Source organism: Bradyrhizobium sp. USDA 4510, assembly GCF_054059095.1.
In genome coordinates, this window is record NZ_JBSSBT010000001.1 from 3,881,844 (window position 1) to 3,907,820 (window position 25,977).

Consider the following 25,977-nt stretch of genomic DNA (forward strand, 5'->3'; position numbering starts at 1 on the left):
CATGGATCGTCCAATTCCGGAAACGCAGCGTTTCGCGGAATTGGTCTATGCAAAGCAAAAAGGCCGCCCCCATCGGAACGGCCCCTGCGTTTCGATCCTCAGCCCTTGTTCGGGTTGATCAGGAATTTCTCGCCGGTCGAGCGCTTGTTGTAGACGGCGATGTTGTCGAGCTGCAGAGTCTCCTGCAACGAGACCACCTTGGTGTAGTGACTGGCGAAAGTCGTCTTCAGTTCGGCCACCACGCGCTGGCGCAGCTTGTTGCCGGCCTCCGGACCGATCTTCATCAGGAACGGGAACAGCAGCCAGCCGCCGACGCCCCAGGCCATGCCGAAGCCGCGCGGCAATTCGATCGAGCGGGTGTCGAGGCTGCCATAGACATAGACCTGCTTGTGCACATTCGAGCCGTAGCGGCTGTAGGCCTTGGCGGTCTTGTTGATCGCGGTCTCCATCGCGACCAGGATCTGGCCCGCGAGCTTGCCGCCGCCGATCGCATCGAAGGCGATGGTGGCGCCGGTCTCGACCAGCGCGCCGGTGAGCTTGTCCATGAAATCGGGCGCGGAGGAATCGACGACGTGTTTGGCGCCGATCTTGTGCAGGATGTCCGCCTGCTCCTTGTTGCGCACGATGTTGACGAGGCCGATGCCGTCCTTGAGACAGATCTTGTTGAGCATCTGGCCGAGATTGGACGCTGCCGCGGTGTGCACAAGCGCCTTGTGCCCCTCGCGCCGCATCGTCTCGGTCATGCCGAGCGCGGTCAGCGGATTGACGAAGCAGGACGCGCCTTCCGCCGGCGTGGTGCCGTCGGGCAGCGGCAGGCATTCGTTGACGCGCAACGTCCGGTATTGCGCATACATCGCGCCACCGATCATCGCGACCGTCCGGCCCATCAGCGCTTTCGCCGCATCCGATGAACCGGTCCTGATCACGACGCCGGCGCCTTCATTGCCGACCGGCATGGACTCGTCGAGTCGTGCCGCGAGGCCCGGCAACGCAGCTTCCGGCACGCGCGCGGTCACCACTGGCAATTCCTTGCTGCCGGAGACCTTGGCGGCCGACATGTCGGCCGGGCCGATCAACAGACCGAGATCGGACGGATTGATCGGGGTCGCCTCGACCCGGACCACGACCTCGTCGGGGCCGGGCTCGGGGGTCGGGACATTGACCAGCGATATCTCGAGCTCGCCATTCTTCTTGAGCAGCGAACGCAGCTGCAGACCGCTCTTGCCGTCGCTCATCCCGACCTCCCTTTTGAGTTTTGTTGGATCCCGTTCAAGCTGGGGCGCTACGCCAAGGCCTTCAAGGCCGCCCTGCCCGCGTATTTCGCCTGGGTGCCGAGCTGCTGCTCGATGCGGAGCAGCTGATTGTATTTGGCGGTGCGGTCGGAGCGCGCCAGCGAGCCGGTCTTGATCTGCCCGCAATTGGTGGCGACCGCGAGATCGGCGATCGTGGAGTCCTCGGTCTCGCCGGAGCGGTGCGACATCACGGCGGTGTAGCCGGCCTTGTAGGCCATCTCGATCGCCGCAAGCGTCTCGGTCAGCGTGCCGATCTGGTTGACCTTGACCAGGATCGAATTGGCGCGGCCGTTCTTGATGCCGTCGGCAAGCCGGGTGACGTTGGTGACGAACAGATCGTCGCCGACCAGCTGGCACTTCTTGCCGATCGCATCCGTCAGTTCCTTCCAGCCGTCCATGTCGTCCTCCGACATACCGTCCTCGATGGTGACGATCGGATAGCGGCTGACGAGATCGGCGAGATACTTCACCTGCTCGGAGCGCGAGCGGGTCTTGTTCTCGCCGCCATAGACGTAGGAGCCTTCCTTGAAGAATTCGGTCGAGGCGCAGTCGAGGCCGAGCACGACGTCGTCGCCCGCCTTGTAGCCGGCCTTGCCGATCGCATTCATCACGAACTCGAGCGCGGCGTCGGCCGACGGCAGGTTCGGCGCGAAGCCGCCCTCGTCGCCGACATTGGTGTTGTGGCCGGCCTTCTTCAGTTCGCCGCGCAGCGTGTGGAAAATTTCCGAACCGCAACGTAGCGCCTCGGCGAACGACGTGGCGCCGACCGGCAGGATCATGAACTCCTGGAAGTCGATCGGGTTGTCGGCATGCACGCCGCCATTGATGATGTTCATCATCGGCACCGGCAGCGTCCGCGCCGAGGTGCCGCCGACATAACGATACAGCGGCATGTCGAAGGATTCGGCGGCGGCCTTGGCGCAGGCCAGCGAGACGCCGAGGATGGCGTTGGCCCCGAGCCGGCTCTTGTTCGGCGTGCCGTCGAGCTCGATCATGATCTGGTCGATCGCGACCTGCTCCTCGACCGCCTGGTCGCTGAGCGCCTCGAAGATCTCACCGTTGATGGCGGCGACCGCCTTCTCGACGCCCTTGCCGAGATAGCGCGCCTTGTTGCCGTCGCGCAGTTCCACCGCCTCATGCGCGCCGGTGGAGGCGCCCGACGGCACGGCCGCGCGACCGATTGACCCATCCTCCAGCACCACATCGACCTCGACCGTGGGGTTGCCGCGGCTATCAAGGATTTCGCGGCCGATGATGTCGACGATGTCAGTCATGACGTGCTCTTTCTCGATATGGGGTTGGCTGATGCGCCGCGTCATACACGGCGCGCAAGCAAATGTGAACGGCCCGCCCGCCCGGCCCGTCTGACGGTGCAATGTGGTGGGTTTATGCTGTCGGGGATTACCTTCGCGTGCTGGCCCATTGTTTCACGAAGCCGGGATAACGCAATGAACCGTCGCCAGTTTCTCGCCTCCACCACTGCCGCGATTTTGACCACGAGAGCGCAGGCGCAGGATGCCCAGACGCCGTTCCGGGTGAAATATTTCAACGTCGACGCCGGGACCGGCCTGCACGATGTCACGCCGGCGCCCGATGGCACCGTCTGGTTCACGGGCCAGCGCAGCGGTGCGCTGGGCCGGCTCAATCCGCGCGACAGTGCGTTCAAGCTGGTCAGCCTCGGCAAAGGTGCGGCCCCGCACGGCGTCACGATCGGCCCCGACGGCGCGCCATGGGTAACCGAGGGCGGGCAGAATGCGATCGCCCGCGTCGACCCCGGCGACCACAAGGTGACGCTGTTCCGCCTGCCTGAGAAAGCCGCTGACGCCAATCTCAATACCGGCGTGTTCGACAAGCGCGGCGTCTACTGGTTCACCGGCCAGTCCGGCTTCTACGGCCGGCTCGATCCGAAATCCGGTGAGATGAAGGTGTTCGAGGCACCGCGCGGCGTCGGCCCCTACGGCATCACCGTGACCCCAAACGGCGACATCTGGTACGCCTCGCTTGCCGGCAGCTATATCGCACGGATTGACCCTGCGACCGGCAACGCCAGCGTGGTCCAGCCGCCGACGCCGAAACAGGGCGCGCGACGGGTGTGGTCGGATTCGCGGGGGCGGATCTGGGTCAGCGAATGGAACAGCGGCAACGTGTCGGTGCACGATCCCGCCGACGGGACGTGGAGGGCCTGGAAGCTGCCCGGCAGCCATCCACGGACCTATGCCGTCTATGTCGACGACAAGGACAAGGTCTGGCTCACCGATTTCTCGGCCAACGCGATCATGCGCTTCGATCCGGTGGGCGCGACCTTCAACGCCTTTCCGAGCGACCGCGCCGGCGCGAATGTCCGGCAACTCGATGGCCGACCCGGCGAGGTCTGGGGCTGTGAATCCGGCCAAGACCGCTTGGTCCTGATCCAGACTGCCGCGCCCGCGTAGCACCCTGCCCCCGCACGCGGACGGTTGACGAACCGCCCGCTTCCGTTCATTTCGGCCGCTCCCACGAGGATGAGGCCCATGGCGAAGAAAACCCTGCAACTCGGCCGTGCCGTCGCTTGGCCCGATAGCCCGGACAAGGCGGTGCTCGACCGCGTCCCCAATCCGCAGGCCGGCACGGATTATCTGGTGCGCTTCGCTATCCCGGAATTCACCTCGGTTTGCCCGATCACCGGCCAGCCGGACTTCGCCCATCTGGTGCTCGACTATGTGCCGGGCCGATGGCTCCTGGAATCTAAGTCGCTGAAACTCTATGCGGCGAGCTTCCGCAATCACGGCGCCTTCCACGAGGATTGCACCGTCATGATCGGGAAGCGTATCGTCGGGGAAATCAAGCCGAAATGGCTGCGGATCGGCGGTTACTGGTATCCGCGCGGCGGCATCCCGATCGACGTGTTCTTCCAGACCGGCCGGCTGCCGAAGGGCGTCTGGGTTCCCGATCAGGGCGTCGCGCCCTATCGCGGGCGCGGGTGATCCGGCGTCTCAATAGGCGCTCAGCAGATCGACCTTGGCATTGGCGAGGATCAGGCGGCGCGCCAGCAGTGCGGAAAGATTGCGCATGATCTTCATCGAAATCTGCGGGTGGAGCTGACGATAGTCGGCAAAGCTGTCGATCGGTAGCTCGAGGCATTTGACCGGGGTGTCCGCCCAGACGTCGGCGCTGCGGTGGCTCTCGATGATCGCCATCTCGCCGAACTCCATGCCCGGCCCGAGCGAGGCAAGCCGCACGCCGCTCGGCAGCTTCACGCTCACCATCCCGCTTTGCAGGAAGAACAACGAATTGGCCGGCTCGCCGGCCACGACGATGCGCTGGCCGGCGTCGTAGCGGCGCGGCGTCGAGAGTTCGGCGAGCGCAGCGATCTCCTCGGGCGCGAGATCGGCCAACAGCGCCTGCTCGCTGAGATGGGCGGTCTCCTTGGTCTCGGTGAAGCCGCCATAGCGGTAGATCAGTTGATCCTCGGCCCATTCAACGGCGTCGTCGAGCAGCGGAAAATGCCGCAACCGCTTCGGCTCTTCGATCTGCGCGCGGATCGTGGCCCAGACCGGCGACGTCGTCTCGACACCGGAGATGATCGTGGTGACACCGGAATTTCCGAGCGTGGCGATTTTCTCAGCCAGCAGCTGGGCGCCGGCTGCCGTGATGTCGGGCACGCGGTGGAAATCTAGGATCAGCAGCGGCGCGCCGGGCGGCTCGCTGGACAGCCGGCGAGTGACGTAGTCGATCGACGCGAAGTTGAGCGCCCCCACCAGCTCGATGACGCGGGTGTCGCTGTGGCGGTCATCGAGGATCTGCTGTTCGTGCGGCTGGCGGCTGCGGCGGGAGGTGATGCCGAAGATGTCGTAGTCGGCGATGATGCAGGTGCGGACGTCGCCGCTGCGGTTGAGCATATGCAGATCAAATCGCGCCGACAGCGCCTCGCAAACCTTCAGGCCTCTCACGCTGTTGAAGTGCCCATCGAGCAGCGGCGAAAAGGTGCCGAGCCCCAATTGCGACGGGAGCGCTGCGACGATGCCGCCGCCGACCCCACTCTTGGCGGGCATTCCGACGCGATAGATCCACTCGCCGGCATAGTCGTACATGCCCGAGCTCGTCATCACCGACAGCGTGCGCGCGACGACATGCGGCGTCACCACCTGGACGCCGGTGACCGGATTGACGCCGCGATTGGCGAGCGTTGCGGCCATCACCGCGAGGTCGCGCGCGGTGACGAGAATTGCGCATTGCCGGAAATAGATATCGAGCACGGCATCGACGCCGTCCTGTAGCACGAGGTAGTTGCGCAGCAGCCAGGCGATCGCGCGATTGCGGTTGCCGGTCGCCGTCTCCGACGCATGGACCGCGTCGTCGACGTCGAGTTCGCGGCCGGCAAACTGGCCGAGCTTGTCCCGGATGCGCTCGAATGCGGCGCGGCCATCGACCTCGTGGATCAGCCCGGAGCAGGCAATCGCGCCGGCGTTGACCATCGGATTGAACGGCTTGTTGTCGTTGGTCAGCCGGATCGAGTTGAATGCCTCACCGCTCGGCTCGACGCCGATCGCCGACGCGACGCGCGCTTCGCCGACGAGATCGAGGGCCAGCGCAAACACGAACGCCTTCGAAACGGACTGGATGGTGAAAGGAGCGGCGCTGTCGCCGACTTCGTAGACATGGCCATCGATGGTGACGAGGCTGATGCCGAAATGCGCCGGGTTGGCCCGTTTCAGCTCCGGAATGTAGTCGGCGAGCTCGCCGGAATTGTCCGATTTGAATTCTTGGTGGCAGGAGGCCAGAAAACGCTGAAGTGGAGGCTCGGTGCCATATCCCGTTGTCCTGACGTCCGCATTCCCTCGAATAGGCCAGCCAGTCTGGACGTCCACGCTCTCACCTCAAATGGCGAGAAATAAGCAATCCTCATGCCATGCGCGGTCGTCCGAACGCTGCTGCGAATGCGTCATCCTGACGCTGCACCCCGCTTCCCTGCATGTTGTGTCTGCCACCGCCGGTGGGCCCGTGGACGCCTAGGTTGTCTGCGCATCGGCGGGCCTGGTCTGCCGCAGAAACCGCGCGCAGATAAAGCCGAGCACGACCATCACGGCGGCAGCTGACACCAACGTCGCGGTCTTGCCGACGTGTTGCAGGCCGAAGCCATAGGCGATCGGGCCGACGGTCTGGCCCATGAAAAAGAAGAACGAGTGCAGCGACAGCGCGGTGGCGCGCGCCTCGACCGACAGCTCGCTGGCGAACACCTGCAGGCAGCCGTGGATCATGTAGAAGCCGAGGCCCATCACCAGGAGGCCCGCCATCTGCAGCTTCCAGTGCGGCCCGAACGCGACGCCGACCAGTTGAATCGCAACCAGTGTCGCGCCAACGATCATCATCCCCCTCACCCCGATCCACGGCAGCAGGCGCGATACCGTCAGCGTGTAGAGCAATCCGCCGATCGCAAATCCCGCGATCACGATGCCGGCGATCGACAGCGAGGTCTCGCCGAGCTCGAACAGGAACGAGGCGATGAAGGGAAACAGCCCGAGCACGCAGCAGCCTTCGATGAAGACCGCCGAGTAGCAGATGCGGGCGTTCGGATTGGTGAAGATGGTGCGGTAGCCGTGGCGAAGCGCCTTCAGGCTGGTGCGCGGCGGACGGTTCAGCGCGGCGCCGCGGAAGCCGGCCGCCACCGCCAGCGCGACGATGATCACGAGGCCCCCGAGCACCGCGAGCACGCCGCGCCAGCCGAGGAAGTCGCCGATCAGGCCGGATGCCGTCGCACCGAGCAGATTGCCGGTCATCGAGCCCGCGAGGGTTCGCCCGATCGCGAGCTGCCGCTTGTCCGGGCCAACCAGATCGCTGGTCAGCGACAGCGCCACCGGAAACACGCCGCCCGAGCCGATGCCGGCGAGGATGCGGGTCACGAACAGCATCGGAAACGAGGTCGAGAGCGCGCCGAGGATGTTGGCAACGCCGAGCAGTCCGAGGCAGATCGTCATCAGCCGCGCCTTGCCGAACAGATCGGCAGCGGCGCCGATCGCCGGCTGCACCGCGGCAAAGGTGAAGGCGAACACCGCGGCGAAGCTCGCGGCGGTCGCTATGCTGACGCTGAAGTCATCAGCGACATGCGGCAGCACCGGATCAAGCGCACGCACCGACAGGCTCGCCGCGAAGGTCGCCAGCGTGATCACGTTGAGGGCCGGCGGCATGCCGCTGGTTGCGGTCATGTCGTTGTCCGCCGGTCAGGCCGCCGTCTTCGCGAGCGCGTCGAACTGCATCAGCCGCTTGACGAGGGCCTCGAAGTCGCGGAGCGGCACCATGTTGGGGCCGTCCGACGGCGCATGATCCGGATCGGGATGGGTCTCGATGAACACGCCGGCGACGCCGACCGCGACCGCGGCGCGCGCCAGCACCGGCACGAATTCACGCTCACCGCCCGACGAGGTGCCCTTGCCGCCCGGCTGCTGCACCGAATGGGTGGCGTCGAAGATCACAGGCGCGCCGGTGGTGCGCGACAAGATCGGCAGCGCGCGCATGTCCGAGACCAGCGTGTTGTAGCCGAACGACGCGCCGCGCTCGGTGACCAGCACATTGGCGTTGCCGGCGCCGGTGATCTTGCTGACCACATTGGCCATGTCCCACGGCGCCAGGAACTGGCCCTTCTTGACATTGACGACCCTGCCGGTCGCGGCCGCAGCCAGCAAGAGATCGGTCTGCCGGCACAGGAAGGCCGGGATCTGCAGCACGTCGACCGCCTGCGCCACGTCGGCGCATTGGGTCGCCTCATGCACGTCGGTCAGCACCGGCAGCCCGAGCGAAGACCGGATCTCGGCGAAGATCGGCAGCGCCTGCGCCAATCCGATGCCGCGCGCCGCGGTCGCGCTGGTGCGGTTCGCCTTGTCGAACGAGGTCTTGTACACCAGACCGACCTTCAGCCGCGCCGCGATCTCCTTCAGCGCGGACGCCACTTCAAGCGCGTGCGCGCGGCTTTCGAGCTGGCAGGGACCGGCGATGATCGAAATCGGCAAGGCATTGCCGAATTTGGCCGATCCGACGGCAACGATCGGCGCGGCGGCTGGCGCGGAAACCTGATTGGTCAAAATGCTGCATCCTTTTGCCGGCGACCATGCAGTCCCGCGCGGGACGGATCAAGCCATCCCGCACGATGAGGGGGTTGCGCTGACGCCGTGGGTGCGCCGTGCTAACACAATCCCGCCCAAACAGCGCCTATAAACTGGCGCGGAACAGATTCCCATGAGGAAGCCATGCGCATCCCGCTGATGATCGGAGCCGTCGCCGCCCTGTCGGCGATGTCGGGCCTCGCCTATGGCCAGACCAGCACCCAGCCCGGGGTCGTCACCAGCGGAGCCACCGGCGTCACCGTCAATGGCAAGCCGGCGGCGCGCAACGGCGATACCACCAGCAATGGCGGCCCGCTCGTCGAGGGCGTGCCCAACGTCCTGATCAACGGCAAGCCGGCGGTGGTCATGGGCGATCGCACGCATTGCGGCGGCAAGACGACCTCCGGCAGCCACGGCGTCTTCATCAACGGCAAGCCGATGGTGACCCAGGGCGATCAGACCTCGGGCTGCCCGCAATAGCGTCGCTACAACTTTCCCTCCCCAAGGGACCGAGAAAAGATGCCTTCCCGTCATTGCGAGGAGCTCGCGACAAAATTGCGAAGCAATCCATCGCTCCGCATATGCAGTACGAATGGATTGCTTCGCTTCGCTCGCAATGACGGGAACATGGCCGCAGCGGGCGTCATTTGACCGACGAAAACGCCGTCGGCACCAGAAGCTGGTTGACGATGTTGAGGACGATCTGGCCGTCCTCCTCGGTCTTGGCGCGCGCGGTGATCCACTCCGGATCGGTCTGGAACGCGGTCCACTTCTTCTCGCGCTCGGCGAGCGATTCCCAGGCCAGCAGATAGGTCAGCTCCTGGTTGGATTCCCCGACCAGCGTCGTGAAGAAGCCGGCCTGCCTGATGCCATGCTTGTCCCAGAGCTTCAGCGTGATGGTCTCGAAGCGCTTGAGCAGCGCCGGCAGCCGTCCCGGCAGGCAGCGATAGACGCGGGTCTCGTAGATCATTGGCAGTCCTCCCAGATTGGTGTGCGGGCGGTTATAGCCAGCGCCTTCCGGACTGTCTTGAGGGGGTGACAACATGGCACCCCTGCTCGCGACGGGCGGCCATTTCCGCAATGTTGTTGCAATGTTACTTGCCCTAAAACCTGCCTTCAGGAGTTGGACCACAAGGACATGCGGATACTGCTGGTTGAGGACGAGGCCGAAATGGCGGCGGCGCTGTCGCAGGCGCTGAAGGGCTACGACATGGTGGTCGACCACGTGCCGAACCTTGCCGAGGCCGAGGAAGCGATCTGTGCCGACGTGCATGGCGCGGTCCTGCTCGACCGCCAGCTTCCGGACGGCGACGGCCTCACGCTGATCCCGAAGCTGCGCGCCAAGGCCGACGGCGTGCCGATCATCGTGCTGACCGCGCGCGGCGATCTCACCGACCGCATCACTGGCCTCGACAGCGGCGCCGACGACTATCTGGCCAAGCCGTTCGCGGTCGAGGAGCTGATGGCGCGGCTGCGCGCCGTGCTGCGCCGCCCCGCCGGCCTGCAGCTCGAGATCATCAGGGCCGGCCGCGTGGCGTTCGATTGCGGCCATCGCGAGGCCAGTGTCGACGGCCGTCCGCTCGAGCTGCCGCGGCGCGAGCTGCTGGTGCTGGAGACGCTGCTGCGCCGCATGGGCCGCACCGTGCTGCGCGCGACGCTGGAGGAAGCCGTCTACAATTTCGAGGACGAGATCCAGTCCAACGCACTCGATGCGCACGTCTCGCGTCTCAGGCGCAAGCTTGCCGACGCCAACGCCGGTGTCGAGATCCACAGCATCCGCGGCGTCGGCTATCTCTTGAAGCAAACGTCATGAGCGAACAGGCCGAGCACTATTGCCTGCGCTCGCAACTGAGCTGGCGGCTGGTGACGCTCCAGGCGCTGCTGCTTGCCATGCTGATCGTTTGCCTGATCAGCGCGTTGTGTGCCACCGGCTTCCTGATCGTTCCGCGCGATGAGGATCATGTGATTTCCATCGTGCAGGGCGCGGTCGCACGCGACGGCAAGGGCGAGTTGATTTTGCGCCCGACGGCCGAACTGCAAAAGCTTCGTGACGACACGCCGGACCTCTGGTTCCTGGTGCGCGACCGGCAAGGCCGTTCGCTGACGGAAGGCGCGGTGCCGCCGGAATTCGCCAGGATCGGCGACGCGCTCGACCAGATCAGCCAGGCGCGGCTCGGCTGGCAGATGTTCGAGGATGATCCGCGCAAGCCGCCGGCGCGGCTGAAGCGCGTCAATTCCGACGCCGGCCCCGTGCAGGTGCTCACAGCGACGCAAGGGCCAATGTCGAGCGTCAAGACCGCGCTCGCCACGACGCTGGCATTCCTCGCCATTGCCCTGCCCGGCCTTTTCCTGATGGCATGCGCCACCTTCATCGCGACGCCGATGGTGGTGAAGCGCGCCTTCGCCGGTCTCGATACCACCGCCGACGAAGCGCGCCGGATCGATTTCCGCCAGCGCGGCAGCCGACTGTCGGCGGACCATCTGCCGCTCGAGGTAGCGCCGCTGGTGACCGCCATCAACGATGCGCTGAAACGGCTCGACGATGGCTATTCCCGGCACCAGCGATTCGTCGCCGACGCGGCGCATGAATTGCGCACGCCGATCGCGATCCTCAACACGCGGCTGGAGTCGCTGCCGCCAGGTCCGGAGAAAACCCGCCTGCTCGAGGATTCGGCGCGGCTTGCGACATTGGCCGAGCAACTGCTCGACATCCAGCGCTTCGACCAGTGCCGCAATCCGTTCGTCCGCGTTGATCTCGTCGCGGTCGCCCGCAATGTCGCGGCCGACCTCGCGCCGCTCGCGATCGCGGCCGGCTACGAGCTGTCGCTCGATACCGCAACCGATCGCGTCGAGATCTTGGGCGATCGCGCCGCGCTGGAGCGCGCGCTCACCAATCTGGTGCAGAACGCCATCCAGCATGGCGGCCGCCGCGGCACCATCACCATCCATGTCGGCAGTGCCGCGACCATCGACGTATCGGATGAAGGCGACGGCATTCCCCAGGACCAGCGCACCCGGATCTTCGATCCGTTCTATCGGCTCGCGCCGCTCGACCGCGGCGCCGGACTCGGCCTCAACATGGTGCGCGAGATCGCAAGGCTGCACGGCGGTCACGTCTCCGTGCTCGACGGTCCGAAGGGCGGCGCGTGCTTCCGCCTCACGTTACCGCCGGCGCCGTTCGCGTCGTGATGCCAAAGCGTTTTCGAGCGAAGCCTGTCCCGCACTCGATGCGGGATGGGCACCGGTTCGCGTGAAGGAAACGCGTCAAAACTAGGGTCGAGAGCCCCGTTCCGATTCAATCGGAACGGCGCTCTCGCGCAATGTTCTCGCAATGCAGCTCCCGCAAACAAGGCGTCACGCTTCGCATCTGAGTCGAAGCGCCGCGACACTTTGCTGGGAATCCCAATGTCACATGATCTGCTGTCTTTCTTCACGGCGTGGATGGCGGCCCCCGGCCGCGTCGGCGCCATCGCGCCGTCGGGCGCCGCGCTCGCCGAACTGATCACGCGCGACATCAGCGCCGACACCGGCCCGGTGCTCGAGCTCGGTCCGGGCACGGGCGCGTTCACCTATCAGCTGTTGAAGCGCGGCGTGCGCCAGCAGGATCTTACGCTGATCGAATACGGCTCGGATTTCATGCGGCTGTTGCAGCTGCGTTTTCCCGGCGCGCGCGTGCTGTGGATGGACGCGGCGCGCCTCGCCTCGGAGCGGCTCTACGATGGCGCGCCGGTCGGCGCCGTCGTCAGCGGACTGCCGCTGCTCAACATGTCGCCGCGCAAGGTCATCTCGATCGTCGGCGGCGCGTTCAGCTATCTACGTCCCGGCGGCGCGTTCTATCAATTCACCTACGGCATGCGCTGTCCGGTGCCGCGGCCGATCCTCGACCGGCTCGGCCTGCGCGCCACGCTGGTCGATCGCGCCATCCTCAACGTGCCGCCGGCCGCGGTCTACCGGCTGACGCGACGCCCGCAATACAAGCTGATGACGCGCGACGGCACGCCGGCGGCTGGTGCAAACGTTTCACCGATCAAGAAAGAACGCCGGACCAGCGAGGACTGCGCCGTGTAGCGGCGCAGCTGACGGCCGCTCAGTTAAACCAGCCGGCTCTGCTTGGCTGCCGCCTCGATGAACGACGCGAAGAGGGGATGCGGTTCAAAGGGCCGCGATTTCAGCTCGGGATGGAACTGGACGCCGATGAACCAGGGATGGTCCTCGTACTCCACGATCTCCGGCAGCACGCCATCGGGCGACATGCCGGAGAAGCGCAGGCCGTGCTGCTCGAGGCGGTCCTTGTAGGCGGTGTTGACCTCGTAGCGATGGCGGTGCCGCTCGGAGATCTCGGTCGCGCCGCCATAGACCTGCGAGACGCGGCTGCCGCGGTTGAGCGCCGCGGGATAGGCCCCGAGCCGCATCGTGCCGCCGAGATCGCCGCTCTGCGAGCGCTTCTCGAGCTCGTTGCCGCGCAGCCATTCCGTCATCAGGCCGACCAGCGGCTCCTTGGTCGGGCCGAACTCGGTCGAGTTGGCGTCCTCGATGCCGACCAGATTGCGCGCCGCCTCGATCACCGCCATCTGCATGCCGAAGCAGATGCCGAAATACGGCACGTCACGCTCGCGCGCGAACTGCGCCGCGCGGATCTTGCCCTCGGCGCCGCGCTGGCCGAAGCCGCCGGGCACCAGGATGCCGTTGACGTGCTCGAGGAACGGCGCCGGGTCCTCGTTCTCGAACACCTCGCTCTCGATCCAATCGAGATTGACCTTCACCTTGTTGGCGATGCCACCGTGCGACAGCGCCTCGATCAGCGATTTGTAGGCGTCCTTCATGCCGGTGTATTTGCCGACGATGGCGATCGTCACCGCACCTTCCGGATTGCGGACGCGCTCGTTGATGACGTGCCAGCTCTGCAGCGCCGGCGGAATCTTCGCGGTGATGCCGAACGCGGCCAGCACCTCATCGTCGAGGCCGGCGGCGTGATAGGCCTCCGGCACGGCGTAAATGTTGTCGACGTCGCGCGCCTCGATCACGGCGCTCTCGCGCACGTTGCAGAACAGGCCGAGCTTGCGCCGCTCTTCCTTGGGAATTTCGCGATCGGTGCGGCACAGCAGGATGTCCGGCTGGATGCCGATCGAGCGCAGCTCCTTCACCGAGTGCTGCGTCGGCTTTGTCTTGAGTTCGCCGGCACTTGGAATGTACGGCAGAAGCGTCAGGTGAATGTAGACCGCGTGATCGCGCGGCAGCTCGTTCTTGAGCTGGCGGATCGCCTCGAAGAACGGCAGGCCCTCGATGTCGCCGACGGTACCGCCGATCTCGACCAGCACGAAATCGAACTCGTCGTTACCCGACAGCACGAATTCCTTGATCGCGTTGGTGACGTGCGGAACCACCTGGATGGTGGCGCCGAGATAATCGCCGCGGCGCTCCTTGGTGATGATGTCCTGGTAGATTCGCCCGGTCGTGATGTTGTCGGCCTTGGTGGCCGGACGACCGGTGAAGCGCTCGTAATGGCCGAGATCGAGATCGGTCTCGGCGCCGTCGTCGGTCACGAACACTTCGCCGTGCTGATACGGCGACATCGTTCCGGGATCGAGGTTGAGATAGGGATCGAGCTTGCGAAGGCGGACTTTGTAGCCCCTGGCCTGCAGCAGAGCGCCGAGCGCCGCTGAAGCCAGACCCTTGCCGAGCGAGGAGACCACGCCGCCGGTGATGAATATGTACCGCGCCATGGGACTTTACCTTTAATCCGACTCCGGCGATTCGCAAAACGAATCGGCTGTTCCCGGCAAACAATTCGCCGGGCTGTGGGTTGCATCAAACTGGAAGCGATTTCAGAGCATTGATGGGGGTTTCTGATGCAGGATGCCAGCGGGGCATCCTGCATGGCCACCCCGCTTTATTGCGACCGTGGCGCCTGCGGGCCGCTCGGGGCCTGCTGCCCCTGCTGCTCGTCGGCCTTCTTCAGCGAATCGAGGATGCCGCCCGAGGTCGGCGCGTTCATCGGCGTGCCGCCGGCCGGCTGCGTCTGCGCCGGCGCGCCGGTGCCGACGATCGAGCTCGGCTTGCGGTCGTAGCCTGCGTACCAGGACAGGAACAGGCTGGTGATGAAGAAGCCCACCGCGAGGATCGCCGTAGTCCGCGTCAGCAAATTGGCGGTGCCGCGGCTCGACATGAAGCCGGCGCCGCCACCCATGCCAAGGCCACCGCCTTCGGATTTCTGCAACAGCACGGCGCCGATCATGACGGCGACAATCATGAGGTGGACAATGATAACGACAGTCTGCATCGCAAGCCTTCGTCACAAGCCGCCAAGCGGCCAGACAAACGGCGCTATCGGCTCTACGGTTTTCGTGAAGTCGCGCCCTGTTACACGATTGCACCGGGCATTGTCACCCCCGAGATAGTCGCACTGTCGATGATCACAAGCGGCGCCGATGGCGGCCCGGCCGGGCCTTGCCGGGAACCGGCAATTTCTACTATAGTAGACAAATGGATACTTTAGTAGAAGATCTGAGCCAGCGCCTGGCGCAGCGGATCAGGCTCGAGCGCGATGGCCGGGGCTGGTCGCTGGCCGACCTCGCCGAACGCGCTGGCGTCTCGAAGGCCACGATCAGCAAGATCGAGCGCGCCGAGGTCAGCCCGACCGCGGTCGTGCTGGTGCGCCTCGCCTCGGCTTTCGATCTCACCCTGGCCGGCCTGATGTTGCGCGCCGAAGGCCAGGGCGAACGGCTGTCGCGCGCCGCCGCGCAACCGGTCTGGCGCGATCCGGAAACCGGCTATCTACGCCGCCAGGTGTTCAGCCGTCCCGACCATCCGGTCGAACTGGTGCGGGTCGAGCTGCCGCCGAAGCAGACCGTGACCCTGCCCGCCTCCTCCTACGCGCATATCCGCCAACTGGTCTGGGTGCTCAGCGGCAGCCTCGTCATCACCGAAGGCGGCGCACGCCATTTGCTCGGCGCCGGTGATTGCCTCGGATTCGGCCCGCCGGCAGAGACGACCTTCGCCAACGAGACCAACGCCTCCTGCACCTATGTGGTCGCCCTGGCCCGGAGCTGATGCATGCCGCAGTTTTCGATCAAGCCACTCGCCGATGAGCCCGGGATTCGCAGCGCGCTCAGCGAATTGTTGATCGAGACCGTCGCCAGCGGCGGCTCGGTGAGCTTCATGCATCCGCTGTCGCCGGACGACGCCGATGCATTCTGGCAGGACTCGCTCGGCGCCGCCGCGCGCGGCGAGCGCATCGTGCTCGGCGCATTCACCGACAATGATCTGATCGGCACCGTGACGCTTCTGCTCAAGCTGCCGCCCAACCAGCCGCATCGGGCGGAAATTGCAAAGATGATGACACGCGTCGCCCATCGCCATCGCGGCGTCGCGACGGAATTGATGCGCACGGCCGAGCAGCTTGCGATCGCGCACGGCCGCACGCTGCTGGTGCTCGACACCGCCGCAGAGGATGGCGCTGCGCCACTCTATGAAAGACTGGGATTTCAGCTCACCGGCATCATCCCGGACTACGCGCTGAAGCCGCATGGCGGCCTCACCGGCACGATGATCTACTGGAAGCGGATCGGCGCGGCGGCGGCCTGAATCCGTAGCCAAGCAGAGATGCCGATGGCAACTGTCTGCGCAACACTGCCAATCCCGTCACCCTGAGGAGCGCCAACGGGTCCGCGCAAAGCGCGGCCCGATGACAGGCTCCGCGCGTCTCGAAGGGTCGACGGCCACCAGCTGGGCCGTCGATCCTTCGAGACGGCCGCGTTGCGGCCTCCTCAGGATGACGGTGTGAGAGCTCGGTGCGAAAGGGGCAGCCCTAACACCCCGCAGCGATCGCCAAAAAGTCCGACGCCTTGAGGCTGGCGCCGCCGACCAGTGCGCCGTTGACATTGGCGACCGCCATCAGCTCGGCCGCGTTCGACGGCTTGACCGAGCCGCCATAGAGGATCCTGATCCTGTTTCCCTCGCCCTTGAAGCGATCGGTGAGCTGACCTCGGATAAACCTGTGAACTTCCTCGACATCCTTGGCGGTCGGGGTCAGGCCGGTGCCGATCGCCCAGACCGGCTCATAGGCCACCACCAGATTGGCCGCGGTAGAGCCGTCGGGCAGCGAGCCCGCAAGCTGGGTGCCGCAGACATCGAGCGTCTTGCCGGCGTCGCGCTGCTCGCGTGTCTCGCCGATGCAGACGATCGCGGTCAGCCCGGCGCGCCACACGGCCTCCGCCTTCTGCCGAATCAAGGCATCGGTCTCGCCGTGGTCGGCGCGCCGCTCGGAATGGCCGACGATGATCGCAACCGCGCCGAGATCCTTGAACATCTCCGCCGAGAGATCGCCGGTGTGTGCGCCCGATGCCTTGGGATGGCAATCCTGGGCGCCGACCGCGACCTTCGAGCCGCGCGCCTTGTCGGCGAACGCCCCGACCAATGTCGCGGGCGGACAGACCAGGAGATCAGCCTTCCCGACGACATCGCCGGCGCCCGCCAGCATCGCGTCGAACTCGACAAAAGAGGATTTCAGGCCGTTCATTTTCCAGTTGCCGGCGATCAGCGGCCGGATGGCGTCGGTCATGTCGGATTTCCCATCATTCAAGCGTGTCCCTGCGCTACCAGAGCCGGGCGGCGACTTCCAGAGCTCGGCTTCGCGCACACCGTGCGACGCTTCCGCCCGCGCGGCCAAGGTTGCGGGGGCGCTTCGGCCACTTTATGATGGGTTTTCAACCCGGTGACGCCCTGCTGCGGGACAAAAGCCTCGACTTTCGGCTCCCCATTGGGCACGACCCGGTTCCCCTCCTGTAAAACAAGTTGGACCCATGCTTCGAGGAATGCGGAAAGCCTCATCAAACTGGCTCGGCAAGACGATTATGGCCGTGGTGATGGGCGTTTTGATCGTCAGTTTCGGAATTTGGGGCATTGCCGACATTTTCAAGGGGTTTGGCCAGTCGACCTTCGCCAAGGTGGGCGGGACCGAGATTTCGGCCGAGCAGTTCCGCCAGATCTATACCGACCGCCTGCAGCAGCTAGGCCGCCAGTTCGGCCGCCCGCTGACGCCGGACCAGGCGCGCGCCTTCGGCATTGACCGCCAGGTGCTGCAGCAGACGCTTGCGGAAGCCGCGATGGACGAGGAAGCACGCCGCATGGGCCTCAATGTGTCCGACGCCGAGGTGCTGCGCGCGATCTACAACGATCCGAACTTCAAGGGCCTCAACAACCAGTTCGACCCGCAGCGTTTCCAGGCCGTGATCCGCAACTATGGCTATACCGAAGGTCGCTACATCGCCGAGCAGCGCCGCGTTGGCCTCAGGCGCCAGATCGCCGGCACTATCTCGTCCGGGATCGAGCCGCCGAAATCTCTGGTCGAGGCGCTGACCCGGTTCCAGAACGAGCAGCGTTCGATCGACTACATCACGCTCGGCGCCGCGCAGGCCGGAACCATCGATCCGCCCTCGCCCGAGGCGCTCGCCGCCTATTTCGAGGGCCACAAGGCCCAGTTCCGCGCGCCCGAATACCGCAAGATCTCCTTCGTCGCCATCACGCCGGAGGAAATCGGCAAGTGGGAAACGGTGTCGGACGAGGACGCCAGGAAGATCTTCGAGGAGCGCAAGGACCGGCTCAGCACGCCGGAGAAGCGCGAGGTCTCGCAGATCGTGTTTCCGGACGCCGGCGAGGCGCAGGCCGCGCGCGGGCGGATCGCGTCGGGCGCGTCGTTCGACGACATCGCCAAGGAGCGCAACCTCAATCTGGCCGACGTCAATCTCGGCCTGGTCGCGAAGTCGGCGATCCTCGACCCTGCCGTCGCCGATGCCGCCTTCTCCCTGCCCGCAGGCGAAGTCAGCCAGCCGGTGCAGGGCCGCTTCGGTGTCGCGCTGGTCAAGGTCGGCAAGGTCGAGCCCGGCGCGACCCCGAGCTATGAGAGCCTCGCCCAGCAGGTGAAGAACGAGATCGCCTCCGAGCGCGCCCGCACCAAGGTCGCCGACCTGCGCGACAAGATGGAAGACGAGCGCGGCGGCGGCGCCAGCGTCGTCGAAGCCGCACAGAAACTGAAGCTGACGCCGATCACCATCGACGCGGTCGATCGCTCCGGACGGCTGCCGAACGGCCAGGTCGCGACCAACATCCCGCGCGGCCTCGACGTGGTGTCGCAGGCCTTCAACAGCGACGTTGGCGTCGACAACGACCCGATCCAGTTCAACGGCGGCTATGTCTGGTACGACGTGCTCGGCATCACGCCGTCGCGCGAGCGCAGCCTCGACGAGGTTCGCGATCAGGTCGAGGCCAAGTGGCGCGAAGACCAGATCTCCACCAAGCTGCGTGCCAAGGCGACCGAGATCGTCCAGAAGCTCGACAGCGGCGCCAAGCTCGCCGACGAAGCCGCCGCTGCCGGCGTCAAGGTCGAAACCGCGGCGAATTTCAACCGCGAGGCCTCGCTGCCTGCCGTGCCGGCCGGCGTGATTGCGGCGGCATTCCGGACCGCCAAGGACGGCGATGGACAGACCTCCGTCGCCGGCGGCAGCCAGTGGGTGGTCTTCCGCGTCACCAACGTGACGGTGCCGCCGGTCGACTTCGCGTCGGACGCGGCCAAGCAGCTCACCGAGGCGCTGCGGCGGTCGCTGAGCGACGAGCAGGTCGCGCAATATGTCACGAAGATCGAGTCCGATATCGGTGTGACCATCAACCAGGCAGCCTTCGCACAGGTGACAGGCGCAAATAATTGAGCATGATCGGGACAGCGCGACGACGCGCTGCGCGGCGATCAAGCTCCAACAACAGACCCTGAGCCAGCGAATGGACGACCTGAAATCGATCATCGGAAAAGTCGCCACCGGCGCCACGCTGACGCGTGAAGAGGCGGCGTCCGCCTTCGACAGCATGATGTCGGGCGAAGCCACGCCCTCGCAGATGGGCGGGCTATTGATGGCACTGCGGGTGCGCGGCGAGACCGTCGAGGAGATCACCGGCGCCGTCACCGCGATGCGCGGCAAGATGCTGCCGGTCACGGCGCCGGCGGAGGCCGTCGACATCGTCGGCACCGGCGGCGACGGCTCCGGCTCGGTCAACGTCTCGACCTGCGCGGCCTTCATCGTGGCCGGCGCTGGCGTGCCCGTGGCGAAGCACGGCAACCGCGCATTGTCGTCGCGCTCGGGCGCCGCCGACGTGCTGGCCTCGCTCGGCGTCAAGCTCGATTTGACGCCCGCACAAGTCGGGCGCTGCGTCAAGGAAGCCGGCATCGGCTTCATGTTCGCGCCCGCGCATCATCCGGCGATGAAGAATGTCGGTCCGACCCGGGTCGAGCTCGCTACCCGCACCATTTTCAACCTGCTCGGGCCGCTATCGAACCCGGCCGGCGTCAAGCGGCAGATGGTCGGCGTGTTCTCGCGGCAATGGGTGCAGCCGCTGGCGCAGGTGCTGAAGAACCTCGGTTCGGACAAGGTATGGGTCGTGCATGGCTCCGATGGCCTCGACGAGATCACCCTCACCGGCCCGACCTTCGTTGCGACGCTCGAGAACGGCGAGATCAGGACATCAGAGGTCACGCCCGAGGATGCCGGCCTTGGCCGCGTCGGCGGCGAGGCGCTGAAGGGCGGTGACGCCGATGCAAATGCGATCGCGCTCTCCAGCGTGCTGCAGGGCAAGCCGAGCGCCTATCGCGACGTCGCCCTGCTCAACGCCGCCGCCGCGCTGATCGTGGCCGGCCGCGCCAAGGACCTCAAGGAAGGCGTCGCGATCGGTGCCCAGTCGCTCGACAGCGGCGCTGCCGCCGCGCGGCTGAAGCATCTGGTCGCGGTTTCGAACGGTTAAGCAAGGCGCTAAGCGATGTCGGACATCCTGACCAAGATCGAGGCCTACAAGCGCGAGGAGATCGCCGCCGCGAAGCGCGCCCATCCGCTCGCCGAGATCGAGGCGGAGGCCAGATCGGCCTCGGCTCCTCGCGGCTTCGTCCGCGCCCTCAAGGACAAGCATACGCGCGGCGACTACGCGCTAATCGCGGAAGTGAAGAAGGCCTCGCCCTCGAAAGGATTGATCCGGGCCGACTTCGATCCGCCCGTGCTCGCAAAGGCCTACGAGGCCGGCGGCGCGGCGTGCCTGTCGGTGCTAACCGACGCGCCCTCGTTCCAGGGCCATCTCGACTTCATGGTTGCGGCCCGCGCGGCGACCAGCCTGCCGGTGCTGCGCAAGGATTTCATGTTCGACACCTACCAGGTGGCGGAGGCGCGCGCCCATGGCGCCGACTGCATCCTGATCATCATGGCCGCGCTCGACGACGCGGCGGCCAGGGAGATCGAGGACGCCGCGCTCGGCTACGGCATGGACGTACTGGTCGAGATTCACGACCGCGCCGAGCTTGACCGTGCCTTGAAACTTCGCTCGCCGATGATCGGCGTCAACAACCGCAATCTGCGCACCTTCGAGACCACGCTCGCGACCAGCGAGGCGCTGGCACCGCTGATCCCGCCCGACCGCCTGATGGTCGGCGAGAGCGGCATCTTCACGCCTGGCGATCTCGCCCGGCTCGAACGGGTCGGGATGTCGACTTTCCTGGTCGGTGAAAGCCTGATGCGCCAGCAGGACGTCACCGCGGCGACCCGCGCCTTGCTGACGCGGCAGGCCGCCCCGCGCGCCACCGCAACGCGCTGACGCAATGGCGCGGAACAGCAAGGGCAAGACCAAGGCCGAGCCTTCCGGCTCCGGCACCGCCCTCACCCATATCGACGCCAAGGGCGAGGCTCGGATGGTCGACGTCTCGGCCAAGCCCGCGACCGAGCGGACCGCGGTCGCCGAAGGCCGCGTCGTGATGAGCAAGGCGACGCTGGCGCTGATCGAAACCGGCCAGGCCAAGAAGGGCGACGTGCTGGCGACGGCGCGGATCGCCGGCATCATGGCGGCGAAGCGGACCTCGGAATTGATCCCGCTCTGCCATCCGCTGGCGCTGACCAAGGTCACGATCGACATCACACCCGACCGCAAGCTGCCCGGCTGCATCGTCCGCGCCAGCGTCAAGGTGACGGGGCCGACCGGCGTCGAGATGGAGGCGCTGACCGCAGTCTCGGTCGCATGCCTGACGATCTACGACATGGTCAAGGCGGTCGACCGCGGCATCCGCATCGAGGGCATCCACCTCGTCGAGAAGATCGGCGGCAAATCGGGGCACTATCGCGCCGGCGCGTGATCGCCGGTACGCACTGTCGCCAATGCCCGCAAGGTTTCATTAACCAATCTCGCTAACCCGCGCTCCATTTCGATTGGATACGACTTTCGCGGGCCGGGGGTGCACGAGACCTACTTCCGGGTGAAACACCTGGAAGCGATTGCGGCAAATGACTCCAAACGGCAGCGCCACGTTCAACATCAAATCGGTGATCGGCAGCGGTCCGATCCGCTGGCTGATCCTCGGCGGCGCCGTGCTGATGGCCGCGATCGCGATCGGCGCTACGCTGATGGCGGAGAATTTCCGCGATCGCGCCCTGCACAACAGCGAGCGTGAGCTCGAGAACACCGTACTGCTGCTGGCGCGGCATTTCGACCAGCAGCTCGACGATCTCGAAGTCGTCCAGCGCGACCTGATCACGTTCATGCGCGACAATGCAATCGCGACGCCGGAGAACTACAGGCGCCGGATGTCGGCCGCCGACATCCATGCGATGCTCAAATCCAAGATGGACGCGCTGTCCAATGTCGGCAGCCTCAACGTGTTCGACGCCGACGGCGTTCTGATCAACAGCTCGGGCGCCTGGCCGCTGCCGCAGGCAAGCATTGCCGACCGCCCCTACTTCCAGATCTTCAAGTCGAGCCCCTATTCGCCCGACATGCAGGTCGCGCCGGTGGTGAGCCGCATCACCGGAAACTGGACCACCGTTATCGTCCGCAAGGTCACCGGTCCGCACGGGGAATTCCTCGGCGTGGTCGGCCGCGGCATCGAGCCGGCGGCCTTCGAGAAGTTCTTCTCCACCGTGGCGCTCGGCGACGGCGCCGCGATCTCGATGCATCATCGCGACGGCACGCTGCTGGCACGCTATCCCCATGTCGAAGAGCTGATCGGGAGGAATTTCCGCAACGGTCCAGTCAATCAGCAGCAGGTTTTCGAGCTGCCGCAGAGCACGACGCGGCTCGCCAGCCCGGTCGACGGCAAGGACCGCCTGGTGTCGTCGCGGGCACTGACCAAATTCCCGATCGTCGTCGTCGCGACGAGCACCACCGAGGCGGCGCTCGCCAACTGGCGCGAGCAGATCGGCATCCTGATCGCGGTGACCAGCATCTCGGTGCTGGCGATCGCGATCCTGCTGACGCTGGTGGTGCGCAAGCTGGTGCAGCAGCATCGCGCCCAGCAGCAGCGCCTGACGCTGGAGAAGCTGCGGCTCGACACCGCCGTCAACAACATGACGCAGGGCCTGTTGCTGTTCGACGCCGCGCAGTGCCTGGTGATCTGCAACAGGCGCTATATCGAGATGTACGGGTTGTCGGCCGACATCATCAAGCCCGGCTGCAGCTTCCGCGACGTCATCGTGCATCGTCACCGGACCGGCTCGTTCCAGGGCGACGTCGAGCGCTACGTCAATCTCGTGCTGCGCGACGTCGACATCCGCAACACCATGGTGATCACGACGCCCGACGGGCGCTCGATCCAGGTCGTCAACGAGCCGCTGGCCGACGGCGGCTGGCTTGCGACCCATGAGGACGTCACCGAGCGCCGCCGCGCCGAAGAGCGCATCACGCATCTCGCCCACTACGATGCGCTCACCGACCTGCCGAACCGCGCGCTGTTCCACGAGGAGATCAGGCGCGAGCTGCCGCATGTCACGCCCGACAGCCAGCTTGCGGTGCTCTATATCGACATCGACGAATTCAAGGGCGTCAACGACTCGCTCGGCCACATGGTCGGCGACGAGCTTCTCAAGTCCGTGGCGCGGACGCTGAGCGGCGTGATCGGCGACGGCGATTTCGTCGCTCGCCTCGGCGGCGACGAGTTCGCGATCGTGCAGACCGGGGTGAAGAGCGAGGCCGAGGTCGCCGACCTCGTCGCGCGCATCTACGAGGTGATCCGCGCGCCCTATCAATGCCTCGGCCACCAGGTCACGACCGACGCCAGCATCGGCATCGCACTGGCGCCGAAGGACGGCACCGATCTCGACCAGATCATGAAGAACGCCGATCTTGCGATGTATGCGGCGAAGTCGGCCGGCCGGCGCGTCTTCCGCTTCTTCGAGCCGGCGATGGATGCCGACGCCCGCGCCCGCCGCGAGCTCGAGATGGAGTTGCGGCAGACGATCGCCGCCGGCAGCGGGCTCGAAGTGCATTACCAGCCCTGCGTCGACCTGCGCAGCAACGAGATCACCGGCTGCGAGGCGCTGGTGCGCTGGCGTCATCCACAGCGCGGCATGATCTCGCCGGCCGAATTCGTGCCGATTGCGGAAGAGACCGGCCTGATCAACCAGCTCGGCGAGTGGGTACTGATGACGGCCTGCAAGGAAGCCGTGAACTGGCCCGACCACGTCAGGCTCGCCGTCAACGTCTCGCCGGTGCAGTTCCGCAGCGGCACGCTGGCGCTCAAGGTGATCGCGGCGCTTGCATCGTCGGGGCTGTCAGCGAGCCGGCTCGAGCTCGAGATCACCGAGGCGGTGCTGATCCGCGACGACGAGAGCGCGTTGGCCGCGCTGCACCAGCTGCGCGCCATCGGGATCAGGATCGCGCTCGACGATTTCGGCACCGGCTATTCGTCGCTGAGCTACCTGAAGCGATTCCCGTTCGACAAGATCAAGATCGACCGCTGCTTCGTCACCGACATCGCCGATCCGCAAGGCTCGGCCGGCATCGTCGAGGCCGTCGTCAACATCGCCGCCGAGCGCAGCATGACGACGACGGCGGAAGGCGTCGAGACCGCGCAGCAACAGCAATTGCTGCGCGAGCTCGGCTGCTCGGAGATGCAGGGCTATCTGTTCAGCCCGCCAAAGCCCGCTGCCCAGATCCGCGAGCTGCTGGCCGGGCATCGCCGCGGCCCCGCTGCGGGCGCGAGCACGGCGCGGCGACGCAAGCCGGTCGCCGGCGCGGCGTAAGGCTGCTCGGAAGTCGGAGCCCGAGGGACGCGCCCGCACGATTTCGGAATTTTGGAAATTTACCCTGTAATTGCCCGACGTGTCAAATTGCCTGGTCGAGCGCCAGCCCCCACCGGCTCCTTTGCATGGGGTTGTTTTCGATATTTTGGCAGCTGCGTAGCCCGGATGGAGCTATCCGGGCTACAGGTTCTAGTTCGGCACCGGCCGCTTCTGCGCGGCCTTGGTGTCGGCGTTCTTGGCATCGGCGTTGACGGTGACGCCGCGCAGCTGGTTGAACGCCGCGGCCAGCGCCTTGTCGTTCTTCTCGTCCGGCGGGACGTAGGATTGCGAGCCGGTCTGCTCGGCGCCCTCGGCGGAGAGATGGCCGCGCATCGAGGCCTCGCCCTTGATCTCCGAGCGGGTCTTGAATTCGTCCGGCACGTCCTGCAGCACCTCGATGTCGGGCTTGATGCCGAGTGCCTGGATCGAATGGCCCGACGGCGTGAAATAGCGCGCCGTGGTCAGCGCCAGCGCGCCATTGCCGGTGCCGAGCGGAATGATGGTCTGCACCGAGCCCTTGCCGAACGAGCGGGTGCCGATCAGGGTCGCGCGCTTGTGGTCATGCAGCGCGCCGGCGACGATCTCGGAGGCCGAGGCCGAACCGCCGTTGATCAAGACGACGAGCGGCTTGCCCTTGGTCATGTCGCCGCCATGCGCGGTGAAGCGCTGGGTTTCCTCGGGATTGCGGCCGCGGGTCGAGACCACCTCGCCGCGCTGCATCAAGGTCGAGGTCACCGAGACCGCCTGGTCGAGCAGGCCGCCGGGATTGTTGCGGAGGTCGACGACGTAGCCTGTGAGCTTGTCCTGCGGGATCTGCTTCTGGATATCGCCGATCGCCTTGCGCAGACCCTCGGTGGTCTGCTCGTTGAACGAGGTGATCCTGATATAGCCGATGTCGCCGCCCTCGACGTGATACTTCACCGGGCGGACGCGGATGATCTCGCGCATAATCGAGACCTCGATCGGCTTGTCGGCGTCCTTGCGGATGATCTTCAGCCGGATCGAGCTGTTGGGGGCGCCCTTCATCTTGTTGACGGCCTGGTCGAGCGTCATGCCCTGGATCTGGTCGTCGTCGATCGACGTGATCACGTCGCCCGACATGATGCCGGCGCGCGAGGCCGGCGTGTCGTCGATCGGCGCCACCACCTTGACGAAGCCGTCCTCCATGGTGACCTCGATGCCGAGCCCGCCGAACTCGCCATGCGTGGTCTCCTGCATCTCCGCCCAGCCCTTCTCGTTCATGTAGCGGGAGTGCGGATCGAGCGAGGAGATCATGCCGTTGATCGCGCCCTCGACGAGCTTGGCGTCCTCGGGCTTCTCGACGTAGTCGGTCTTGACCTTCTCGAACACCTCGCCGAACAGATTGAGCTGCGAATAGGTGTTGCTGTTGTCGGAATGCGCGGCGGCGTTGGCGACGGCGAACAGATGCGCGCCCTGCGGCGAGGCCACGAGCAAGGTGAGACACGCGCCCGCCACCGTCCCGAGCAAGAAGCCAACATGTTTGCGCATTATCCGTGATCCCTTCGCTAACGG

General features: G+C 65.9%; 23 protein-coding genes. 13 read left to right on the top strand and 10 right to left on the bottom strand.

All coding sequences use genetic code 11. From position 1 onward, the window contains the following. Nucleotides 1-98 precede the first annotated feature (98 nt). Both ACVMDN_RS17710 and eno read right to left on the bottom strand, forming a co-directional pair. Entirely contained in the window at nucleotides 99-1,235 is a 1,137-nt protein-coding gene (locus tag ACVMDN_RS17710) for a zinc-binding dehydrogenase (protein WP_310884654.1), read from the bottom strand. A 47-nt stretch (nucleotides 1,236-1,282) separates the two neighbouring features. Beyond that, a complete protein-coding gene (gene eno / locus ACVMDN_RS17715) occupies nucleotides 1,283-2,566 on the bottom strand; it encodes a phosphopyruvate hydratase (protein WP_076825508.1) in 1,284 nt (427 codons plus the stop codon). Between the two features lie 174 nt (nucleotides 2,567-2,740). Between eno and ACVMDN_RS17720 the strand changes: the two genes are divergently transcribed. Together ACVMDN_RS17720 and queF are read left to right on the top strand one after the other, a co-directional pair. Then, nucleotides 2,741-3,724: a Vgb family protein gene (locus tag ACVMDN_RS17720; protein ID WP_310884653.1), complete on the top strand. Its 984-nt coding sequence runs from the start codon at nucleotides 2,741-2,743 to the stop codon at nucleotides 3,722-3,724. A gap of 69 nt (nucleotides 3,725-3,793) precedes the next feature. Beyond that, nucleotides 3,794-4,255: a preQ(1) synthase gene (queF, locus tag ACVMDN_RS17725; RefSeq protein WP_155258392.1), complete on the top strand. Its 462-nt coding sequence runs from the start codon at nucleotides 3,794-3,796 to the stop codon at nucleotides 4,253-4,255. Between the two features lie 9 nt (nucleotides 4,256-4,264). Here the strand turns inward: queF and glsA are convergent, their stop codons facing one another. From glsA to kdsA, 3 genes are all read right to left on the bottom strand, one after another. Then, nucleotides 4,265-6,115 carry a glutaminase A gene (glsA, locus tag ACVMDN_RS17730; protein WP_456835869.1) on the bottom strand — a complete coding sequence of 617 codons (1,851 nt, stop codon included), beginning with the start codon at nucleotides 6,113-6,115 and terminating at the stop codon, nucleotides 4,265-4,267. A 165-nt stretch (nucleotides 6,116-6,280) separates the two neighbouring features. Continuing rightward, a complete protein-coding gene (locus ACVMDN_RS17735) occupies nucleotides 6,281-7,474 on the bottom strand; it encodes an MFS transporter (protein ID WP_310884652.1) in 1,194 nt (397 codons plus the stop codon). 15 nt (nucleotides 7,475-7,489) lie between these two features. Further along, on the bottom strand, nucleotides 7,490-8,347 hold the full coding sequence (gene kdsA, locus ACVMDN_RS17740) for a 3-deoxy-8-phosphooctulonate synthase (RefSeq protein WP_310884651.1): 858 nt from the start codon (nucleotides 8,345-8,347) through the stop codon (nucleotides 7,490-7,492). Between the two features lie 165 nt (nucleotides 8,348-8,512). Between kdsA and ACVMDN_RS17745 the strand changes: the two genes are divergently transcribed. Beyond that, nucleotides 8,513-8,848: a PAAR domain-containing protein gene (locus tag ACVMDN_RS17745; protein WP_168855865.1), complete on the top strand. Its 336-nt coding sequence runs from the start codon at nucleotides 8,513-8,515 to the stop codon at nucleotides 8,846-8,848. A 163-nt stretch (nucleotides 8,849-9,011) separates the two neighbouring features. On the opposite strand, the gene ACVMDN_RS17750 is transcribed toward ACVMDN_RS17745, so the two are convergent. Continuing rightward, nucleotides 9,012-9,338, bottom strand: coding sequence for an NIPSNAP family protein (locus ACVMDN_RS17750; protein WP_018271819.1), 327 nt, complete (start codon nucleotides 9,336-9,338; stop codon nucleotides 9,012-9,014). Between the two features lie 168 nt (nucleotides 9,339-9,506). On the opposite strand from ACVMDN_RS17750, the gene ACVMDN_RS17755 reads away from it, so the two are divergent. The 3 genes from ACVMDN_RS17755 to ACVMDN_RS17765 all read left to right on the top strand — a co-directional run bounded on the left by ACVMDN_RS17755 (nucleotide 9,507) and on the right by ACVMDN_RS17765 (nucleotide 12,436). Next, the gene (locus ACVMDN_RS17755; RefSeq protein ID WP_141342680.1) at nucleotides 9,507-10,181 is read left to right on the top strand and encodes a response regulator; all 675 of its coding nucleotides are present in this window, start codon (nucleotides 9,507-9,509) and stop codon (nucleotides 10,179-10,181) included. Continuing rightward, on the top strand, nucleotides 10,178-11,557 hold the full coding sequence (locus ACVMDN_RS17760) for a sensor histidine kinase (protein ID WP_141342679.1): 1,380 nt from the start codon (nucleotides 10,178-10,180) through the stop codon (nucleotides 11,555-11,557). The genes ACVMDN_RS17755 and ACVMDN_RS17760 overlap by 4 nt, the downstream gene beginning before the upstream one ends. A 216-nt stretch (nucleotides 11,558-11,773) precedes the next feature. Then, nucleotides 11,774-12,436, top strand: a complete 663-nt coding sequence (locus ACVMDN_RS17765) for a class I SAM-dependent methyltransferase (protein WP_057016525.1) — start codon at nucleotides 11,774-11,776, stop codon at nucleotides 12,434-12,436. A gap of 23 nt (nucleotides 12,437-12,459) precedes the next feature. Here ACVMDN_RS17765 and ACVMDN_RS17770 read toward each other — a convergent pair whose 3' ends face one another. Continuing rightward, complete coding sequence (locus ACVMDN_RS17770) at nucleotides 12,460-14,091, bottom strand: CTP synthase (protein WP_057016524.1); 1,632 nt, start codon at nucleotides 14,089-14,091, stop codon at nucleotides 12,460-12,462. A gap of 167 nt (nucleotides 14,092-14,258) precedes the next feature. Then, nucleotides 14,259-14,648 carry a preprotein translocase subunit SecG gene (secG, locus tag ACVMDN_RS17775; protein WP_028334048.1) on the bottom strand — a complete coding sequence of 130 codons (390 nt, stop codon included), beginning with the start codon at nucleotides 14,646-14,648 and terminating at the stop codon, nucleotides 14,259-14,261. Between the two features lie 203 nt (nucleotides 14,649-14,851). Here secG and ACVMDN_RS17780 point away from each other — a divergent pair, with 203 nt between their 5' ends. Together ACVMDN_RS17780 and ACVMDN_RS17785 are read left to right on the top strand one after the other, a co-directional pair. Further along, nucleotides 14,852-15,418: a helix-turn-helix domain-containing protein gene (locus ACVMDN_RS17780; RefSeq protein ID WP_076825450.1), complete on the top strand. Its 567-nt coding sequence runs from the start codon at nucleotides 14,852-14,854 to the stop codon at nucleotides 15,416-15,418. Between the two features lie 3 nt (nucleotides 15,419-15,421). Continuing rightward, entirely contained in the window at nucleotides 15,422-15,952 is a 531-nt protein-coding gene (locus ACVMDN_RS17785; protein WP_456835084.1) for a GNAT family N-acetyltransferase, read from the top strand. 223 nt (nucleotides 15,953-16,175) lie between these two features. On the opposite strand, the gene tpiA is transcribed toward ACVMDN_RS17785, so the two are convergent. Then, a complete protein-coding gene (gene tpiA, locus ACVMDN_RS17790) occupies nucleotides 16,176-16,928 on the bottom strand; it encodes a triose-phosphate isomerase (protein ID WP_310884646.1) in 753 nt (250 codons plus the stop codon). Nucleotides 16,929-17,169: 241 nt separating this feature from the next. Here tpiA and ACVMDN_RS17795 point away from each other — a divergent pair, with 241 nt between their 5' ends. From ACVMDN_RS17795 to ACVMDN_RS17815, 5 genes are all read left to right on the top strand, one after another. Next, nucleotides 17,170-19,071, top strand: coding sequence for a peptidylprolyl isomerase (locus ACVMDN_RS17795; protein WP_310884645.1), 1,902 nt, complete (start codon nucleotides 17,170-17,172; stop codon nucleotides 19,069-19,071). A gap of 70 nt (nucleotides 19,072-19,141) precedes the next feature. After that, nucleotides 19,142-20,155 carry an anthranilate phosphoribosyltransferase gene (gene trpD, locus ACVMDN_RS17800; RefSeq protein ID WP_076825443.1) on the top strand — a complete coding sequence of 338 codons (1,014 nt, stop codon included), beginning with the start codon at nucleotides 19,142-19,144 and terminating at the stop codon, nucleotides 20,153-20,155. A gap of 15 nt (nucleotides 20,156-20,170) precedes the next feature. Beyond that, nucleotides 20,171-20,992 (top strand): indole-3-glycerol phosphate synthase TrpC, encoded by an 822-nt coding sequence (trpC, locus tag ACVMDN_RS17805; protein ID WP_076825441.1) that lies wholly within the window; start codon nucleotides 20,171-20,173, stop codon nucleotides 20,990-20,992. A 4-nt stretch (nucleotides 20,993-20,996) separates the two neighbouring features. Further along, entirely contained in the window at nucleotides 20,997-21,524 is a 528-nt protein-coding gene (gene moaC / locus ACVMDN_RS17810; RefSeq protein ID WP_050384518.1) for a cyclic pyranopterin monophosphate synthase MoaC, read from the top strand. 148 nt (nucleotides 21,525-21,672) lie between these two features. After that, nucleotides 21,673-24,405 carry a bifunctional diguanylate cyclase/phosphodiesterase gene (locus ACVMDN_RS17815; protein WP_076825439.1) on the top strand — a complete coding sequence of 911 codons (2,733 nt, stop codon included), beginning with the start codon at nucleotides 21,673-21,675 and terminating at the stop codon, nucleotides 24,403-24,405. Nucleotides 24,406-24,594: 189 nt separating this feature from the next. On the opposite strand, the gene ACVMDN_RS17820 is transcribed toward ACVMDN_RS17815, so the two are convergent. After that, nucleotides 24,595-25,953 (bottom strand): S41 family peptidase, encoded by a 1,359-nt coding sequence (locus tag ACVMDN_RS17820; protein ID WP_076825437.1) that lies wholly within the window; start codon nucleotides 25,951-25,953, stop codon nucleotides 24,595-24,597. Between the last annotated feature and the right edge of the window lie 24 nt (nucleotides 25,954-25,977).